We start from the raw sequence: 18,291 nt of genomic DNA on the forward strand, positions 1-18,291 counted from the left end.
GGCGAATGCCGGGCCGGACGCCCGGTCCGGCATCGCGGTAACTACTTGTTTGCTACGTGTTGCATCGAGACTTAGATCTTGCCGACCAGGTCCAGCGATGGGGTCAGGGTTGCTGCGCCTTCCGTCCATTTGGCTGGGCAAACTTCGCCTGGGTGAGCGGCAACGTATTGGGCTGCCTTAACTTTGCGCAACAGTTCCGATGCGTCACGGCCGATACCGTTGTCATGCACTTCCAGCACTTTGATGAAGCCGTCCGGATTGATGACGAAGGTACCGCGCAGTGCCATGCCTTCTTCTTCGATCATGACTTCGAAATTGCGCGACAGGGCGCCGGTTGGGTCGCCGATCAGTGCGTATTGCACTTTCTTGATGGCGTCCGAGGTGTCGTGCCATGCTTTGTGCGCGAAGTGCGAGTCGGTCGAGATGCCGTAGACATCGACGCCCAGCTTCTGGAATTCAGCGTGGTGATCGGCCAGATCTTCCAGTTCGGTTGGGCAAACGAAGGTGAAGTCGGCTGGGTAGAAGACGAATACCGACCACTTGCCTTTCAGCGACGCTTCCGTCAGGTCGACGAATTTGCCATTGTGGTATGCGGTTGCCTTGAATGGTTTAACTTGGGTATTGATCAGCGACATTTCATTTCCTCTCGTGTGGTGAATCAGTAAGACTCTAGTGTAAGGGGTTTTAACCCATATGCAAAATTGATTGTCACAATAGTTTCAATTGGTTTTAGCTATCATGACATGATGAGAACTCCATGATAGGCAGTTCCCACGCGATTGGATAGCGGCGGCAGTGGATACCCCTGCCGCCACCAGGCATTTAGTTCTTCAGTTCTTCCGGTACCTTGCCGCCGTTTTCCGCCAGCTTGATCATCACCTGGCGGTGCAGCCAGATATTCATGCTGGCCGAATCGTTGGTGTCGCCCGTGAAATGCAGTTCTTGCGCCAGTTCCTTGCGCGCGGCCAGGCTGCTGTCGAGTTGAAGCAGTTTCATCAGGTCGACGATGGACGTGCGCCAATTGAGTTTTTCCGCGTTCTTGCTGGCCAGGTCGACCAGCACCACTTCCACGTCCACCACGGGCGCGGCAGCCGCTGGTGCAGGCGCTGCCGCTGGTGCGGCCGCTGGCGCATCGGTAGCGGCCGCCGGCGTGGCTGCCGGGGCGGCGTCGGACGAATGGTGGAAGATTTTATTGTAGATGTTGCTGAAAATGCCCATGAGGTCACCTCGAGTTGAGTGAATGGAAGAAGTTTGCCTGCGCACCCGGTGTAGGTACCGGTGACAGCAAAGCCGGGCGCAGGCGCCAGCCCATCGAGTATAAGCCCGTTCACGCCGGAAGCCCTGTCCCGCAGGCTTGCGTCAGATCTGGTGGCAGGCCAAGGCTGTTTCAAGGGTGCAAGGGCTGCCGGGCGCGCAGCAGCGCGTCGAACGCGTCGATGACCAGCGGCGGGGCAAACAGCTCGCCTTGCGCAAAATCGCAGCCGGTCTCCAGCAGCAGCGCGCGCTGTTCTTGCGTCTCCACGCCTTCGGCAATGACCTGCAAGCCCAACTTGTGCGCCATGGTGACGACGGCTTCGCACAGCGCCAGTTCGCTGGCGCCGGGGACCAGCTTGCGCACCAGCACGCCGTCGAGCTTCAGGTAATCGACGCCGCACTGCTGCAGCTGCGTCAGCGAGGCATGGCCGCTGCCGAAGTCGTCGAGGGCGATCTGCAGGCCCGCCTCGCGCAGGTGCTGCAGACGCGGCGCCATGCTATTGCCATTGGGTAAAAGCACATCTTCGCGCATGTCGAGCACAATGGCCGAGGCCGGCACATCGAGCGCCATCAGCTGGCGCAGCCAGGTGCCGGGCGCCTCCACTTCGCGCTGCAGCTCCAGCGACGACTGGTTCAGGCACAGTTGCAGCCCCGGCAAGCCGATGGCGTGACCTTGCGCGCGCCAGTCCAGCAGTTGCGCGGCCGCCGTGCGCAGCACCCAGTCGCCGATCTCCACGATTAGGCCGCTGCTTTCGGCCAGCGCCAGGAAATCCGGCGGGCATACCACACCCCGCTGCGGATGCTGCCAGCGCAGCAAGGCTTCCGCTTTGACAAGTTTGCCGCTGTGCAACTCGACGATGGGCTGGTAATACAGCCGCATCTGCTGTTCGCGCAGGGCCGTGCGCAAGTCCGCCGCCAGGCGCATGCGGTTGACGGCCGCCACCTGCATGGCGGGCGTGAAGTAGCTGTAGCGGTTGCGCCCCGCCCCTTTCGACACATACATGGCCTGGTCCGCCTGCTTGAGCAAGTCCTCGATATTGTCCGCATCATCGGGATACAGGGTGATGCCGATCGAGGCCGAGACGAAGGCCTGCTCCTGCCCCAGCACGAATGGCGCCAGCAAGCCGTCGAGTATCTGCCGCGCGATGCGGTCGACTTGCTGCAAATCATCGAGGTCGGACAGGATCACCGTGAATTCATCGCCGCCCAGGCGCGCCACCGTGTCCGTCTCGCGCACGCCTACGCGGATGCGCCGCGCCGCTTCGATCAGCAAGATGTCGCCCTGGTGGTGGCCCAGGGTGTCGTTGACTTCCTTGAAGTGGTCGAGATCGATGAACAGGATGGCCACGCGGCTCGCATCGCGCCGTCCCTGGGCCAGCGCCAGGCGCAGGCGCTCGTGGAACATGCGGCGGTTCGGCAATTGCGTCAGGGTATCGAAGTTGGCTTGCTGCCAGATCAGCGCTTCCGTTTGCCGCTTGTCCGTCACGTCTTCCAGCATGCACAGGTGGTGCGGGCCGCCATGGCGCGCCGTGGCGATGGCCGTCACCGAGGCATCGACCCACACGACGCCGCCATCGGGACGCACGATGCGCTTGGCGTGGCGGAAACCCTGCATGCGCTGCGCCAGCAGCTGCGCCATGTGCGCCTGCTCGCCGGCCACGTCGTCGGGATGGCTGATCTCCATCCAGCTCGACCGCTTCATCTGCTCCAGGGTGCGCCCGGCGATGGCCAGGTAGCGCGGATTAATATCGAGAAACTGCCCGCTCACGGTATCGATCAGGGCGATGCCCATGGGCGCTTCCTCGAACATGGTGCGAAAGCGCAATTCGCCTTGCCGGATGGTTTCCTCCGTGCGGCGGCGCTCGCGCGCCAGATTGCTGAAGTGGAACGCCGCCGACACGGCCAACAGGCTGCCCGCCACGCCCAGCGACAGGTATAGCCAGCCCAGGTCGGCGCCGGGCACGGGGCGGTACAAAAAACCCTGGTAGGCGCGGCTGGCCGTGGCCTTGGGCGGCAGCACGCCCATGGCCGCATAGGTGTCGGCGATGTGCTGCCAGCGCTGCGGATTCATGTAGCCGGGCTCCACCAGCACGGGCTGCAGCAGCAATTCCATCTGCTGCGCCTCGTACAGCAGATGGGCGCGGTCGTGGCGCTGGCTGTACTTGGCGTGTATCAGTCGCGCCATTTCCTCGCGGTGCGCCATCGCGTATTGCCAGCCGCGCAGGCTGGCGGCGCGGAACGCTTTCACGCGCTCGGGATGGCGGCGCAGTTCCTGTTCGCTGGTAAACAGGTTGTCGCCGTAGAAATCGATGCCGGCCGTGCGCGGCGTGAATTGATAGTAGGGAAAGCCCGCCCGGTCCAGGTAGTCCGGTTCGTTGGTGGAATACGCGGCAATGGCATCGACCTTGCCGTCGATAAAATCCTCGAGGCGGTAGCTGGGCGGCAAGTGGCGCATCTGCTGCGGCGCGACACCCATTTTTCCCAGGAACAGCGACACTTCATCGGAAGCGGCCGCCACATTGACGGCCGCGCCGATCATCACGGGCGCCCCCACCAGCTTGCGCACGTCGGGCGCGCCGCCATGCTGGCGCATCAGCAGCACGCTGGGCGAATGCTGGAATACCACGGCCAGCACCACCACGGGTTTGCCCGCCAGGCGGCTGAGCAACAAGGTGCTGTTGCCCACGCCATACTGGGCCTGGCCCGCCAGCACGGCCGCCTCGGCAGGGGGCACGCCGCTGCCTTCGACCAGTTTCACTTCCAGCCCCGCCTCGCGGTAATAGCCTTGCTCGATGGCAGCGTAATAGCCGGCGAACTGGAACTGATGCGTGAAATTGAGGTGCAGGGAGACGGTTTCCAGCGCCCGGGCGGGCGTGGCCAGGCACAGCAGCAGAATGAAACAGCAGCGGAAAGCGTCGTGTGCTTGCATCGGCATGGCGTGACACCGCAGGAAGCTGCCGCATTGGCAGGGGTAAGGCTATTGTAGCCGCCCCTTTTGCCAATAGATAATTATTTCTGCCGGAGCAATAGCGTTGATGTTTTTGGCAAACAACCGCGCCATTGCTTGCGTTAGAACACGACGCCGGCCACCAGAATGATGTTGGCATACGGGCTGCACTCGCCCGTGCGCACGATGGCGCGCGCGCCCTTGCTCAATTGCTTGAACTCCTCGTGCGTCACCTGGCGCGCATCGGGCAAGGCCAGGGCCGCCACCTGGGCCGCCATGGCCGGATTATGCTGGGGCAATTCGCTGGCGAGCAAATGGTATTCCACCTGCATTTCGCTGAGCACGGTATTCACGGTATCGATGAAACCGGGAATGCCGCGCGTCAGGGCCAGGTCGATCAGGGGCACGCCCGGCTGCGACGGCAAGCCCGCGTCGCCGATGACGAGCATGTCGCCATGGCCGAGCGAGGCGATCAGTTGCGACAGTGCGATATTGAGCAGCGGTGATTTTTTCATGGGTTCAGAACAGCTCGTGCAAGTGGGGGATCGACGTTTGCGCGCCGGGCTTGGTGACGCTCCAGGCGGCCGCGCGCTGGCCTTGGCCGATCGCTTCCGCCTCGTCCATGCCGGACGCCAGGCCCGCCACAAAACCGCCGATAAAGGTGTCGCCGGCGGCCGTCGTGTCGACGGCTTTTACCGCTTCGGCCGGGAACGTGTAATCGCCGCCATACAGGGCCGCGTGCACGCCCTTGGAACCCAAGGTGATGATGACGTTGTCGCTGCCCAGCTTTTGCAGCGCGGCGGCCAGCGCCTTGACGTCCGCGCCTTCCGGGCTGACGCCGGCCAGCATGGCCGCTTCGATTTCATTCGGAATCAGGTAGTCGACCAGTTCCAGCACGCCTTCCGGCAAGCTGGCGGCCGGAGCCGGGTTCAGCACGACGGTCTTGCCCAGCGAACGGGCCAATTTGATCGCGTGCACGACGGTCGCCATCGGCGTTTCCAGCTGCAGCACGACGATGTCGGCCTGTTCGATCAGCGCCTTCGCCGCGTCGATGTGCGCGGGGCTGAGCAGATCGTTGGCGCCGCCGGCGATCACGATGCTGTTCTGGCCGTTGTCATCGACAAGGATGGAAGCGATGCCGGACGCGACGCCAGGCAAGGTGGTGATGTGGCTGTCGATGATGCCGTCGCCGACCAGCGCGGAGCGCAACGTCGCGCCAAACGCATCGTCGCCCACGCAGCCGACCATGGCCACTTGCTGGGCGCCCGCCACTTTGCCGCTCAGACGCGCGCAGGCCACGGCCTGGTTGGCGCCCTTGCCGCCAGGAATGGTTCTAAACGCGCCGCCCGTCAGGGTTTCGCCGGGAAGGGGCATGCGCGGCACGCGCAAGACCAGGTCCATATTGATGCTGCCGATAACCACGATCATGATGTCATTCCCATCAGTTCAGTTGCAGGTAAAGAAGTAGGTACAGAAGAAGGCACTGCGACGGCGGCACTGGAACCGCGCACGTGCAGCTCGGGCGCGATGCTGCGCTGCTGGCGCGGCAAGGCGGGGTCCGCGATGCGGGCCAGCAGGCAGGCGGCCGTGATGTGGCCCAGCTCGCGCGTATTTTGCGCCACGCTGGTCAAGGCCGGGTGCACGAAGCTGGCCAGGTCGATATCGTCGAAGCCGACGACGGCCAGGTCCACGGGCACGGCAATGCCCCGCTCGGCGGCGGCGCGCAGGGCGCCAAAGGCCATCAAGTCATTGCAGCAGAACAAGGCGTCGGGGCGTTGGCCTGGCGGCAGCGCCAGCAGATCCAGCGCGGCCGCATAGCCGCCCGCGCTCGTGAAATCGCCATGGCGGCACAGCGCATCGTCCATGACCACGCCCGCGTCCGCCATGGCATCGCGCGCGCCGGCTATGCGCTCGTTGGAAATGCTCACTTCGCGCGGACCGGCGATGCAGGCGAGACGCCGGCGTCCCAGGCCCAGCAAATGGCGCGCGGCCAAGGCACCGCCAGCGCGGTTGTCGACGGCCACGGCATCGATGGACAGGTCGCTGGGCGCGCGGTCGAGCAGCACGGCCGGCACCTTCATCTTGCGCAGCAATTCGCCATCGCTGTCGGCCAGCGCGGACAGAATCAAGCCGTCGCAGCGCTTGGTCAGCAGCACATTTAAATAGTCGCGCTGCTTGACGGGGTCGTCATCGGAATTGCACAGGATCACGCTGTAGCCGGCCGCGTAGCAGCTGTCCTCGATGCCGCGCGCTACTTCCGAAAAATACGGGTTCGTATTGTTGGGGATGATGAGGCCGATGGTGCCCGTGCTGCGGCTGCGCAAGGAACGCGCCAAGGCGCTGGGCACGTAATGCAATTGTTCCACGGCCGCCAGCACGGCGCGGCGCGCCTCGTCGCTGACTGGGCGGGTATTATTGAGGACGTGCGATACGGTGGTAAACGACACCCCCGCCGCCTGCGCCACTTGTTTGATGGTTGCCATGGGCCAGTATTATGAACGCTCGCCGCGACGGCGGTAGGTGTCGAGCACCACGGCCGCGACGATCACCAGGCCCGTGACGATGCGTTTCACGGGTTCGGACACGCCCACTTGCGCCAGGCCCGCTTCCAGCACGGAAATAATCAACACGCCGATAAAGGTGCTGATGACGGAGCCGCGTCCGCCCATCAGGCTCGTGCCGCCGATCACGACGGCGGCGATCACTTGCAATTCCATGCCCACGCCGCCGTTCGGGTCGGCCGCTTCCAGGCGCGACACCTGGAACAGCGCGCCCACGCCGGCGAGCAAACCCATCAAGGCAAACACCAGCACTTTCGACGGTTTCGTGTTGATGCCGGACAAACGCACGGCTTCTTCATTCGTGCCGATGCCGATCCAGTGGCGTCCCAGCACCGTGCGCGTGAGCACCAGATGACCGACGACAACGATGGCGATCGAGGCGATGAAAGCGGGCGACAGGCCGAAGGCGATCGGCGAGCTGATGCCGTCAACGGCGCTGCCGATGTATTCCGTGCGCGAGTTCGTCACCTGATACGCCATGCCGCGCGCCATTTCCAGCACGCCCAGGGACACGATGAACGAGGGAATGCGCCAGCCGACGGAAATCAAGCCCGTGGTGGCGCCGCACAGGGCGGCGACGAACATGCCCAGCAGGGCTGCGCTCCACACGGGCCAGCCCCAGTGCACGACGGCCAAGGACAGCACGGAGGCGGCCAGCGCCATCACGGAGCCGACCGACAAATCGATGCCGCCGATGATCAGCACGAAGGTCATGCCGACAGCCATCACGACCAGGGTCGGGATGTTGTTCGACAGGGTGCTCAAGGTGGCCAAGGTAAAGAAGTTTTCGCTGGCGAACGAGAACAGCACGCACATGGCCAGCAGGGCGCCGATCAGGCCCGCATAGTTTTTCAGGTCGGCCAGGCTGCGCTGCAGATACGAAGGAGAGGAATTGGTGGTCATGGGAATCTTTCCGGCGGATCAGGCCGCAGCTGGAGTGGAAGTGGGGGTCAAATAGCCGGAGAAGGCGGCCGACAGCAGCGCGTCCTGGCTCCAGGCGCCGCGCTCGAAGGTCTCGACGATGCTGCCGGCGCTCATGACGGCGATGCGGTCGCAGATCAGCATCAGTTCGCGCAAGTCGCTCGAGACGATGACGAGGCCCTTGCCCTGGCGCGCCTGTTCGGCCAGCACCTGATAAATATCAAACTTGGCGCCGATATCGATGCCACGCGTGGGCTCGTCGAACAGCATCACGGGGCAGTCGCGGTACAGCCAGCGGGCGATCACCACCTTTTGCTGGTTGCCGCCGGACAGTTCCGCCACCGTTTGCGCGCTGTTGCGCGAGCGGATGCCCAGGCGCTCGATGTAATCGTCAGCCACCGACGCTTCGGACGCATCGTTGAGCCAGCCTGCGCCGCTGACGGTGTCGAGCGAGGCGAGGGTCGTATTGACGGCGATGGACTGGCGCAACAACAAGCCTTGTCCCTTGCGGTCTTCCGTGATCATGGCGATGCCCGCTTTCACCGCTGCCTGCGGCGAGGCCAGGGCGGCCGGCGTTTCGCTGTCGCCAAGGAACACGTCACCGGCGTCGGCACGGTCGGCGCCGAAGATCAGGCGCAGCAATTCCGTGCGGCCCGAGCCGATCAGGCCGGCGATGCCGAGGATTTCACCGGCGCGCAAGTCGAACGAGGTCGGGTTGACGACCTTGCCGCGCGCCAGTCCCCGCACGCGCAGCAGCGGCGCGCCTATGGTGCGCCCGCTCAAGTCCACCGCATCGTCGGCCGAACGGCCCACCATCAGGCTGACCAGGTCGGCGGCGGAGTGGCCCGCGATATCGTCGTCGCACACGAGCTGGCCGTCGCGCAGCACGACGATGCGGTCGGCCACGCGCTTGAGTTCTTCCAGGCGGTGGGAAATATAGATGATGCACACGCCTTCGGCTTTCAGGCGTTCAATTTGCAGGAACAGCAACTCCACTTCGCGGTGCGTCAGCATGGCCGTCGGCTCGTCGAGCACCAGCAGGCGGCAGGCGCCAATCAGATTGCGCGCGATTTCGATCATTTGCTGGTGGCCGATGCCCAGTTCGCCCACGAGGGTCCACGGGTCGAGTCCGCCCAGGCCCACTTTTTCCATCTGTTCGCGCGCGTCGCGCTCGAGACGGGCGCGGTCGATGAAGCCGAAACGCTGCGGCAGGTTTTTCAGGTACAGGTTTTCCGCGATCGACAGGGTAGGAATCAGATTGAGTTCCTGCATTACCATGCGGATGCCCAGCGCTTCGGCCGCGCCGCGCGAGGCGGGCTGGTAAGGCTTGCCGTCGAGCAGCATCGTGCCCGTGGTGGCTTGCTCCAGGCCGCAGATGATCTTCGACAAGGTGCTCTTGCCAGCACCATTTTCACCCGTCAGCGCCATGACCTGGCCAGGGGCGAAGCGCAGGCCCACGCCGCCCAGCACGGGGCCGACATAGGACTTGCCGATGTTATCCAGGGTCAATAGAGGGGGGGCGGCTGATGGCGCCGGGGGGATGTCGGTAGGCATGATAAAACTCCGCGGAAAAAGACGGCGGGGCCGGCGCCAGCAATGTTGCTATGGCGCTGGCCCCGGCGGGATCAAACGATCAGGACTTGGCGCCCTTGGCAACCAGTTCGACCTTGGTTTCGATGACGCCACCCAGATCGGCCTGTTTCTTCTTCTGCGCCAGCGCTTTGAGCACGGTGTCGATGCCGAACACGGCTTGCTGCGAACCGAACTGGTCGGCGGTAGCCAGCACGCGGCCATCGGCCAGCATCGGCTTGATGGCGTTGATGTTGTCGTAACCGACGACGAGCACTTTGCCCGTCTTGCCGGCCGCCTTGATGGCCGACACGGCGCCGATGGCCATGTTGTCGTTACCGCACAGCAAAGCCTTGATGTTCGGGTTGGCGTTCAGCATGGCGGCCGCCACCGTGTTGGCAGGGGCGATTTCCCACTGGCCCGACTGCACGCTGACAACCTTGGCGCCGGCCGCGTTCATGGCGTCCTGGAAGCCCAGGGTGCGCTGCTGCGCGTTGTAGGTCGTCGACACGCCTTCGATGATGCCGACCGGGTCACCCTTCTTGATCTGCTTGGCCAGGAAGTCGCCGACCACCTTGGCGCCCTTGCGGTTGTCCGGGCCGACGAACGGCACGGTGATGCCCTTCTCTTTCAGGGCGCCTTCGTCGAGCTTGTTGTCGATATTGACGACGATGATGCCCGCGTCGATGGCTTTTTTCAGCACCGGCACCAGCGCTTTCGAATCGGCCGGGGCGATCACCAGCGCGTTGACGCGCGAGACGATCATTTGCTCGACCAGCTTGATCTGGCTCGACGTATCCGTCTCATCCTTGATGCCGTTCGACAGCAGGTCGTACTTGGCGGCATTGGCCTTCTGATGCGCCTTGGCGCCATTTTCCATGGTCAGGAAAAATTCATTGGCGAGCGACTTCATCACCAGCGCCACCTTCGGTTTGGCAGGTGTCTGCGCCATCGCCGGTACGGCGGGCAAGGCACACACCAGGACAGCGGCGGCAATCATTTTCAGGCGAATACGGGATGTCATGAGCGTCTCCAGAGTTGTTGGTCAAGCACGTGTGGATCATGCTTTTATGGAATTTTACGATGCGCAAACGTTTGCGCGAAGCGAATAGTGCCTCAATGCCCTATTCCAGTGCAAGCAAAACTGTATGTGCGGTGCAGCAAAAAGGCGGCGCCCAGAGGGAAAGGGGCAGGCCGATGCGATCAGCCTGCCGAGGGGAAATGCGCGGAAGTCAGGCGTTTGTTGCGGGACGGGCGCTGGCCCACTGCACGGCCAGCACGCTGGCCAGCACCAGCAGCAAGCCCAGCATCGACCAGCCCGTCATGGCCTGGCCCAGCAAGGCCCAGCCCAGCACGACGGCCATCAGGGGGCTGAGCAGCCCCAGCGAGGAAACGGCCACGGGCGACAGCCTGGCGATGCCGCGAAACCACAGCGCATATGCCAGCAGGGCGCCGGCCAGGCACAGGTAGGCGTAGGCCAGGACTTGCTGCCAGGACAGCGCCGGCAAGGGCGCATCGGCCAGCCAGGCGACGGGCGCCAGCATCAGGCCGCCCAGCAGCAATTGCCAGCCCGTCAGCGCCAGCACGGGCAAGTCCGGCTTCCAGCGCCGCGTCAGATAGGTACCGGCCGCCATGCAGGCCGTGCCGCCCAGCGCGGCGGCAATGCCGATCGGTTCCCACACCGTACGCGGCGACAACAGCAACACGGCCATACCCGCCACGCCCAGCACGCTGGCCCCCAAGGCCAGGCGGGCCGGACGGCGCCCTTCCACGCCCCAGGCCAGGCCCATCACCAGCAGCGGCTGGATGGCGCCCACCACGGCCGCCAAGCCGCCGGGCAAGCGGTAGGCCGCGACGAACAGCAGGGCCTGGAACACGCCGATATTCAACGCCGACAGGATCAGCACGCGGCCCCAGTCGCGCCGCGCGGGCAAGCGACGCATCACAAGCAGCAACAGCAAGCCGGCCGGCAGTACGCGGATCAGGGCCGCCGTGAACGGCCGCTCCGGCGGCAGCAGTTCGGACGTGACGATATACGTGGAACCCCAGATCAGGGGCGCCAGCGCCGTGAGCACGATATCGCCCCAGGCGGGGCGGACAGGAGAGGCAGGCATGGACTATCTCGACATCAAGATAAAAAGCCAGTGTGGGCGCGAACTATCTTGATGTCAAGATAAATTGACGTTGGGTCGCCGCCAGACGGGCGTAAAAAAGCCCGGCATGGCCGGGCTCCGGGATGATGCGAGACAGCAAGCTGCGCCGTCTGGAGAAGGGGCTAGTCGCGCACCCGCTGCAGGACCGCGATCCGCAAGCCGCCAAGCATGAGCGTGGCCGTATTGTTGCTGTTGCTCAGACTGACCTGCATGGGCATGCCGCCCCGCTCTTCCGAGAGGATCGTCACGACATTGCCCTCGGCGGTAAACGTGGCCTTGCTTGCCTTGCCATGTTCATCGATCATGCTATCCCGCGTAAATTCCAGGACTTCGCCCGCCGAGGTCTTCCATTTGCCCACCAGCGGATGAGCGCCAAAGCGGAACAGGCTTTTCAGCTTGTCCAGCATGCCCGCTCCTTGCGCGCCGGACGCGTTGCGCATGGCGCCCGCCATGGCCATGGCGGCCTCGTGCATTTGCGCGCGGTCGGTGACTTGCCATTGCTTGTCGACCAGCGCCAGCGGCAGTTGCACTTCCAGGTCGCCATGTGGCAAACGCTGCAGGATCAGCGCACGGTCCGGCGATTTGGCGAGCCATGCCGCTTCATCGGTCAGCGCCAGCTTGGCTGTCGCCATCGCCACCTGCTGACCGCCCATGTCGCGCACCTGCTCGTAGCCGCTGACACTGGCCACTTTCACGCCCTTGGCCACGCACAGCTTGTCGCCGCGCAAGGCGGCCTTGCCCGGTGCGGCCAGCGCGTAGACAAATTGCGATTGCGCGATCCAGCCACCGCTGCTTTGCTCGACGGGAGCGTTGTACAGGCCGCCACGCACGAGGATATCGAGCCATTGCCGAGTGGAACTGTCATACGACGCCACGCGGATTTCTTCCTTCTGGTACGGCAAGTTGGACAAGCACAGCAGCTTGTCGCGCGCCGCCTCGTCGGCCGCCAGGTGGGCATCGATGGCGCGGCTGAAACTGCCGGCCGAGGCCGCCTCGGGCGCCAGCAACCACGCCAGTGCACCACCGGCCACGATGACCACCGCCAGCACGCCGCCGGCGATCATGACGTGGCGCCGCTGCACGCCGGCGCCCGCCGGCTTGGCGGGCGCGGCGGGTGCCGGTGCCGGTGAAGGCGACGACGCGGCGTTGACGGCCTTGCCGCACTCGTCGCAGAAACGCGCGTCCGGCGTGTGGGCGGTGCCGCACTGTTTACAGAATTGCGCCATGGTCTGCCTTACTTGAGTTTATGCGCGCATTCGCCGCAGAACACGTCATCGGACGCGACCGGTGCCTTGCAGCTTGGGCAGTGCAGGCTGTCAACGGGCGCGGCAGCCGGCGTGGCCGGTGCGGCGGGAGCAGCCGCCTGCTCGGCCAGGGCGCGCGCGCGTTCACGCGCTTCCTCGGCTTTTTTCTTGACCGTGGCCAGGCCGTCGTTCAGGCTCGCTTCCGAGGCGCTGAAATCGACGTTGCGCGTGGCGTTCAGGTAAATGATGCACACACCCTTGGTGAAGATCAGGCCCGGTACCACGGCCGCGGCCGCCATCAGCAAGCCGCCCCCCAGACCGGCTGCGATGATGTAGCCGGAACCGCCATTCAATCCCGAAGCCAGGGAATACATGTTCATCTGGCCGCCCAGGCCCAGGATGCCGGCCGACATGCCGCTCGTCAGCGACACGCCGGTACCGACCACGCCAAAGATCAGCAGCGCCACAAACGTCGTGATCAGGAACAGCAGTACTTCCAGCAAGATCACGGACACCAGCTTGGTGCGCACGATCAGGTTCAGGCGGGCAATGATCTGGAACACGGTGGCGCCCGACCAGGCGGCAGGGCCGGCCAGCGGCAGCATCACGTAGAACAGGGCAAACACCAGCACGCCCAGCACGATGGCCGACAGCGGGAAGACGACCGTGTACAGCACGGGGCCGAGCACGGGAATCTTGCAGACGAACAAGATGATGGCGATGGCGATCATGGCCGCCAGCACGATCAGAAATTCCAGGAACACGACCGCGATCAGGCGATGGCTCGTGTACAGCGAGACGAGCACGGCATTGACCAGGCTCATGCCTGGCTGGCCTTGCGCATCGCGCATCAGCAGGATGCCCACGGCGTTGGAGCCGTAAAACATCACGAGGAAGGCCATCAGGCCGCCCAGGAAGCCCAGCAGCACGCTGCTCATGCTGCCGGCAAGCATCGTCAACAGGCCGCCGACGAGCACGGCGCCGATGAAGGTCAGGGCCAGCAGGGCAATCGCGCGGAAGTTCTTGATGGCGTCGGTCGCTTCGATCAGCGAGCCGAGCGCGGAGGAAAAGGGAAGAGGTTTAGTTGCTTCTGTGGAAATGGTCATGTGTGGCCTGGAAGGGTCAATCGGGGAAAAGGGCAGCCTGCCTGGCCGCCCCGGGATATGGATGGGTTAGTAGGCGCGGGCCAGTTGCAGCTCGCTCGCGGGCGCCAGGCGCTGGACGATCTGCAGCTTGACGTCCTGGCCACCGACGCGCTTGCTATTCAGGTACAGGGCCGTGCGTACCGGGTAAATGCCTTGCGGCACGCCTTCCGGCATGGGAATCGAGAAGCCGCCCTTGTAGGCGCCGCTGCCGTTGTTGCTGCTGACCACCTTGCGCACGGTTTTGATCAACTCGCCATTGGGCTTGTACAGGCTCAACTCTTCTTCGACCAGCGGGTTCGGATCGCGCGTGCCGGCCGCCACTTCGATATACGAATTGGTCTGCGCCTTCTGGCCAGGACGCACGGATGATGGCGTAAAGCCCGTCTCGTATTTCACCAGGGTCGATTGCTCGGGCAGCTTGCCCTTGTTCGCCACCTTGTAGTCGGTCTGCACTTGCTGCGCCGTCTTGACTTGCTGGCTTTGATAATTGAGGGCCACGCAGGCGAGCGCGCCCAGGCTGGCGCCCAGTGCCGCGCCGCGCACGGTGTTGGTGCCACCGCCCAGCAAGCCGCCCACGACGGCGCCGATGCCGGCCAGCATGGCCGTATTGCATTCGCCGCTGGCCGCTTCCGTGCCTGCGGCGGTGGTGTTGCCGGTGGCGCCAGGGCCGCCCGGCGCGGCGCAGCCGGCCAGCATCGAGGACACGACCAGCAGCGCCACCATGGGCTTGGCAATTTGTTTCAAGTTTTTCACGTTATTCTCCGGAAAGATCAAAATAGGAATGGGAGGCAAGCGGCGCCGCTTACTCGATCTGGATTTGCGACAGCGCCTTGTCTTGCGCTTCTTTCGCCTTGCGCTTGATATCGAGCGCATGGCGGTTGCCCGCATCCATGCGCAACACGGCATTCGCGTTGGCAATGGCACAGTCGTATTTGCGCTGGCTCATGCAGTGGCTCGCTTCGGACAGGCTGTCCGTGATCACGCTTTCCAGGCCGCTGGACTGTTTGACAGGCGCCGGCGGCGGTGTCGCCTTGACGGGCTTGGCCGGCTTTTCCGCGACGGGGGCCGGTGCTGGGGCCGGCGCTGGCTCGGGAGCAGCGACAGGAGCCGGTGCAGGCTCGGCTGCGGCCGCAGCGGGCTCGGGCGCCGTGGCGCCATCGAGCGCCGGGTCGCTGATGGCCAGCGGCTGCTCGGCGGCAGGTGCAGGGTCCGCCTGCGCTGGCAAGGCTGGAACAGCTTCCGGCACCGCGGCAGCCGGCTTGCCTGACATGAAATAGTAAGCGCCCGCACCGCCCAGCAGCACCACCGCTGCGACGGCGGCGGCGATCAGTTTCGTGCGCTTGGCAGCTGGTGGACTGTCCGCGGGCACGTCGGCGGCGAGAACAGCTTCGGGCGCTGGCTCGGGTGCAGCTTCGGGCACCGGATCGGCACGGCGCTTTTCCAGCACGGGCGGCGGCGGCGCGACCGGTTCCGGCACTGGCGCCGGGGCGGGCTCGACGGCGGGCTCAACGGCGGACTCAATCACGGCTTCAAGCACAGGTTCAATCACCCCCGCAATCGCTGGCGCAATGACGGGCTCCGGCAGCGGCGGCGGCACGGGCGCGGCAACGGGCGCCACGGCAAAGCTGAACGCGCACTTGGGGCAGAACTTGGCGTCCGGCTTGCAGTCATGGCCGCACTGGCCACAGGATTTGCCTGGCACCGGGGCGGCGGCAGGCGCAACGGCAAACGTGGTGCCGCAGGAAGAACAGAATTTGGCACCCGGTTTATTCTCGGCCTGGCAGGAAAGGCATTTCAATTGGCATCTCTTTTCATATCAACGCTGGAAGTCGCGTACGCTGGCGCTTGCCAGAATGGCAGCTTTGTTGCCGTACGGCTAAATATCCAAGGAGTATATTTTCAAACACCAAGTTGCCACAAGGGAAAATTGCCTTTTGCTCTATTCAATTTTTAAATATTGGTAAAAATCCTGCCGCGCCCGCATTTTGTGCCCCATCCTGGTGCGCAGATAACAAAAAACCCGGCAACGCTGTACGCGTTGCCGGGTTTCAGTCAATGCCCGAGGGGGAAGAACCGCTTACTTGCGTCCGCCCCGCGCCGGCGCCCCATGGCCGCCCTTGGCTGGCGGCTTGCCGCCACGCCCCATCGGCACGGCGGCCGGCTTGGCCTTGGTTTTGATGGTCGACAAGATCGATGGGCGCACTTTCGACTCGACGGCCGTCGCCTTCGGCGCGGCAGCCGTGCCGCCCAGGGCGATGCGGTTCTTGCCCGGCGTCACCTTGAACTTGTCCGGCGTGCCGGCGCCATGCGTCTGGCGGCTGCGTTCGCCTGCGGCCAGGCCGCCCGATTCCGACGACGTCCAGGCGGGTATCAAATGCTTGTCGCCATTGCCGATCAAGTCGCCACGGCCCATGTTGACCAGCGCTTCGCGCAGGATAGGCCAGTTGGCCGGGTCCTGGTAGCGCAGGAAAGCCTTGTGCGTGCGGCGGATCTTGCCGCTGCGGGCCGTTTCCACCACTTCCGAGTCCGCCGTGACCTTGCGCAAAGGATTCTTGCGCGTGTGATACATCGTCGTGGCCATGGCCATCGGCGTGGGCATGAAGGTTTGCACCTGGTCCAGCTTGAAATTGTTTTTCTTCAGCCACAGGGCCAGGTTCAGCATGTCCACGTCCGTCGTGCCCGGATGGGCGGCGATGAAGTACGGGATCAGATACTGCTTCTTGCCCGCTTCCAAGGAGAAACGGTCGAACATTTCCTTGAATTCGTCATACGCGCCGATGCCGGGCTTCATCATCTTCGACAAGGTGCCCTCTTCCGTGTGCTCAGGGGCAATCTTCAGCAAGCCGCCGACGTGGTGCGTGACCAGTTCCTTCACGTACTCGGGCGAACGCACGGCCAGGTCATAGCGCAGACCCGAGCTGATCAAGACTTTCTTGATGCCAGGAATGGCGCGCGCCTTGCGGTACAGGGAAATGAGCTTGCTGTGGTCGGTGCCCAGGTTCACGCAGATGGATGGGTAGACGCACGACAGGCGGCGGCACGACACTTCGATCTCTTTTTCCTTGCACGCCAGGCGGTACATATTCGCCGTCGGGCCGCCCATATCGGAAATGGTGCCCGTAAAACCTTTGGTTTTATCGCGGATATGCTCGATTTCGCGCAGGATCGACGGTTCCGAACGGCTCTGGATGATGCGGCCTTCATGCTCGGTAATCGAGCAGAAAGTACAGCCGCCGAAGCAGCCGCGCATGATGTTGACGGAAAAGCGGATCATTTCCCAGGCCGGGATATGCGCCTTGCCATAGCTCGGGTGTGGGGCGCGCGCGTAATTCATGTCGTACACGCCATCCATCTCGTCCATGGCCAGCGGCAGCGGCGGCGGGTTGAGCCACACGTCGCGTTCGCCGTGCGCCTGCACCATGGCGCGCGCATTGCCGGGATTCGATTCCAGGTGGAACACGCGCGACGCATGCGCGTACATGACGGGGTCATCCTTGACGACGTCGTACGATGGCAGGCGCACGACCGTCTTGTCGTGCTTTTCCTTGGCCATGGCCAGGCGCTCTTCGCGGCTCATGATGCGGATAGGCTTGATGACTTCGGCCGATTTCGATGCATTTTCCGTGGCGCAGGCGGTCTTGTCTTCCTGCACCATCTCGTAGGGGCTGTAGTGCGGATCGATCTTGCCGGGCACGTCGACGCGGGTGGAATTGTGCACGCCCCAGTCGTCGCCGGGCAGCCAGCCGGACGGCACCATGAAGGCCGTGCCGCGCAGGTTGCGGATATCCTTGATCGATTCGCCGGCGGCCAGACGGTGCGTCAGGTCGACCAGCGCCCGCTCGGCATTGCCGAAGATCAGCAAATCGGCCTTGGAATCGGGCAAAACGGAACGGCGGACCTTGTCCGACCAGTAATCGTAATGGGCGATGCGGCGCAACGATGCTTCGATACTGCCGATGACGATGGGCACGTCGGGATACGCTTCGCGCGCGCGCTGGGCGTACACGGTGACGGCGCGATCCGGGCGCTTGTTCGGTTCGGCATTCGCCGTGTAGGCGTCGTCGGAGCGGATCTTGCGGTCGGCCGTGTACTGGTTGACCATGGAATCCATGTTGCCGGCGGTAATGCCGTAGTACAAACGCGGCTTGCCGAGGATGCGGAACGCGTCGGCCGACAGCCAGTCCGGCTGGCTGATGATGCCAACGCGGTAACCTTGCGCTTCAAGCAGGCGGCCGACGAGGGCCATGCCGAAACTCGGATGGTCGATGTAGGCGTCGCCCGTGACGAGGATGACGTCGCACTGGTCCCAGCCCAGCGCGTCCATCTCGGCACGCGACATCGGCAGGAAAGGCGCCACGGCAGCGCGGGCAGACCGCTTGGGAACGGTCGCAAATAAATTGGTAGGGGAGCTCATAGGGTACGGATTGTACCGGAATTGGCCATTTCCAACCTGACGGCCTGCTTTTTACTGTTGGATTTCAGTACAAAAAACGTTTA

The 18,291-nt window shown here is 64.0% G+C and carries 15 protein-coding genes; all 15 read right to left on the reverse strand.

Annotation, left to right across the window (positions count from 1 at the left end):
• Positions 1 to 71: 71 nt before the first annotated feature.
• The 15 genes from ahpC to CLU90_RS17665 all read right to left on the reverse strand — a co-directional run bounded on the left by ahpC (position 72) and on the right by CLU90_RS17665 (position 18,133).
• Entirely contained in the window at positions 72 to 635 is a 564-nt protein-coding gene (gene ahpC / locus CLU90_RS17595) for an alkyl hydroperoxide reductase subunit C (protein WP_092717461.1), read from the reverse strand.
• Between the two features lie 187 nt (positions 636 to 822).
• Positions 823 to 1,218 carry a DUF3597 domain-containing protein gene (locus tag CLU90_RS17600; RefSeq protein WP_092717459.1) on the reverse strand — a complete coding sequence of 132 codons (396 nt, stop codon included), beginning with the start codon at positions 1,216 to 1,218 and terminating at the stop codon, positions 823 to 825.
• Between the two features lie 169 nt (positions 1,219 to 1,387).
• On the reverse strand, positions 1,388 to 4,189 hold the full coding sequence (locus CLU90_RS17605) for an EAL domain-containing protein (RefSeq protein WP_232731242.1): 2,802 nt from the start codon (positions 4,187 to 4,189) through the stop codon (positions 1,388 to 1,390).
• Positions 4,190 to 4,323: 134 nt separating this feature from the next.
• Positions 4,324 to 4,716 carry a D-ribose pyranase gene (rbsD, locus tag CLU90_RS17610; protein WP_035823039.1) on the reverse strand — a complete coding sequence of 131 codons (393 nt, stop codon included), beginning with the start codon at positions 4,714 to 4,716 and terminating at the stop codon, positions 4,324 to 4,326.
• A 4-nt stretch (positions 4,717 to 4,720) separates the two neighbouring features.
• Entirely contained in the window at positions 4,721 to 5,629 is a 909-nt protein-coding gene (gene rbsK, locus CLU90_RS17615; RefSeq protein ID WP_100428536.1) for a ribokinase, read from the reverse strand.
• Positions 5,626 to 6,684: a LacI family DNA-binding transcriptional regulator gene (locus CLU90_RS17620; RefSeq protein WP_092717450.1), complete on the reverse strand. Its 1,059-nt coding sequence runs from the start codon at positions 6,682 to 6,684 to the stop codon at positions 5,626 to 5,628. Before CLU90_RS17620 ends, rbsK begins: the two co-directional genes overlap by 4 nt.
• 9 nt (positions 6,685 to 6,693) lie before the next feature.
• Positions 6,694 to 7,665, reverse strand: coding sequence for an ABC transporter permease (locus CLU90_RS17625; protein WP_092717447.1), 972 nt, complete (start codon positions 7,663 to 7,665; stop codon positions 6,694 to 6,696).
• Between the two features lie 18 nt (positions 7,666 to 7,683).
• The gene (locus CLU90_RS17630) at positions 7,684 to 9,237 is read right to left on the reverse strand and encodes a sugar ABC transporter ATP-binding protein (RefSeq protein ID WP_100428537.1); all 1,554 of its coding nucleotides are present in this window, start codon (positions 9,235 to 9,237) and stop codon (positions 7,684 to 7,686) included.
• A 79-nt stretch (positions 9,238 to 9,316) separates the two neighbouring features.
• Complete coding sequence (locus CLU90_RS17635) at positions 9,317 to 10,276, reverse strand: sugar ABC transporter substrate-binding protein (RefSeq protein ID WP_070219455.1); 960 nt, start codon at positions 10,274 to 10,276, stop codon at positions 9,317 to 9,319.
• A gap of 208 nt (positions 10,277 to 10,484) precedes the next feature.
• Positions 10,485 to 11,366, reverse strand: coding sequence for an EamA family transporter (locus CLU90_RS17640; protein WP_092717441.1), 882 nt, complete (start codon positions 11,364 to 11,366; stop codon positions 10,485 to 10,487).
• A 161-nt stretch (positions 11,367 to 11,527) separates the two neighbouring features.
• Positions 11,528 to 12,631, reverse strand: a complete 1,104-nt coding sequence (locus CLU90_RS17645; protein ID WP_100428538.1) for a hypothetical protein — start codon at positions 12,629 to 12,631, stop codon at positions 11,528 to 11,530.
• A gap of 8 nt (positions 12,632 to 12,639) precedes the next feature.
• Positions 12,640 to 13,755 (reverse strand): zinc ribbon domain-containing protein, encoded by a 1,116-nt coding sequence (locus CLU90_RS17650; RefSeq protein ID WP_100428539.1) that lies wholly within the window; start codon positions 13,753 to 13,755, stop codon positions 12,640 to 12,642.
• Between the two features lie 66 nt (positions 13,756 to 13,821).
• On the reverse strand, positions 13,822 to 14,547 hold the full coding sequence (locus tag CLU90_RS17655) for a hypothetical protein (RefSeq protein ID WP_157808851.1): 726 nt from the start codon (positions 14,545 to 14,547) through the stop codon (positions 13,822 to 13,824).
• Between the two features lie 49 nt (positions 14,548 to 14,596).
• On the reverse strand, positions 14,597 to 15,592 hold the full coding sequence (locus tag CLU90_RS17660; protein WP_100428541.1) for a zinc ribbon domain-containing protein: 996 nt from the start codon (positions 15,590 to 15,592) through the stop codon (positions 14,597 to 14,599).
• A 279-nt stretch (positions 15,593 to 15,871) separates the two neighbouring features.
• Positions 15,872 to 18,133, reverse strand: coding sequence for a YgiQ family radical SAM protein (locus tag CLU90_RS17665; protein ID WP_217635106.1), 2,262 nt, complete (start codon positions 18,131 to 18,133; stop codon positions 15,872 to 15,874).
• Positions 18,134 to 18,291 lie beyond the last annotated feature (158 nt).

It is taken from the genome of Janthinobacterium sp. 67 (assembly GCF_002797895.1).
Taxonomy (GTDB): domain Bacteria; phylum Pseudomonadota; class Gammaproteobacteria; order Burkholderiales; family Burkholderiaceae_D; genus Janthinobacterium.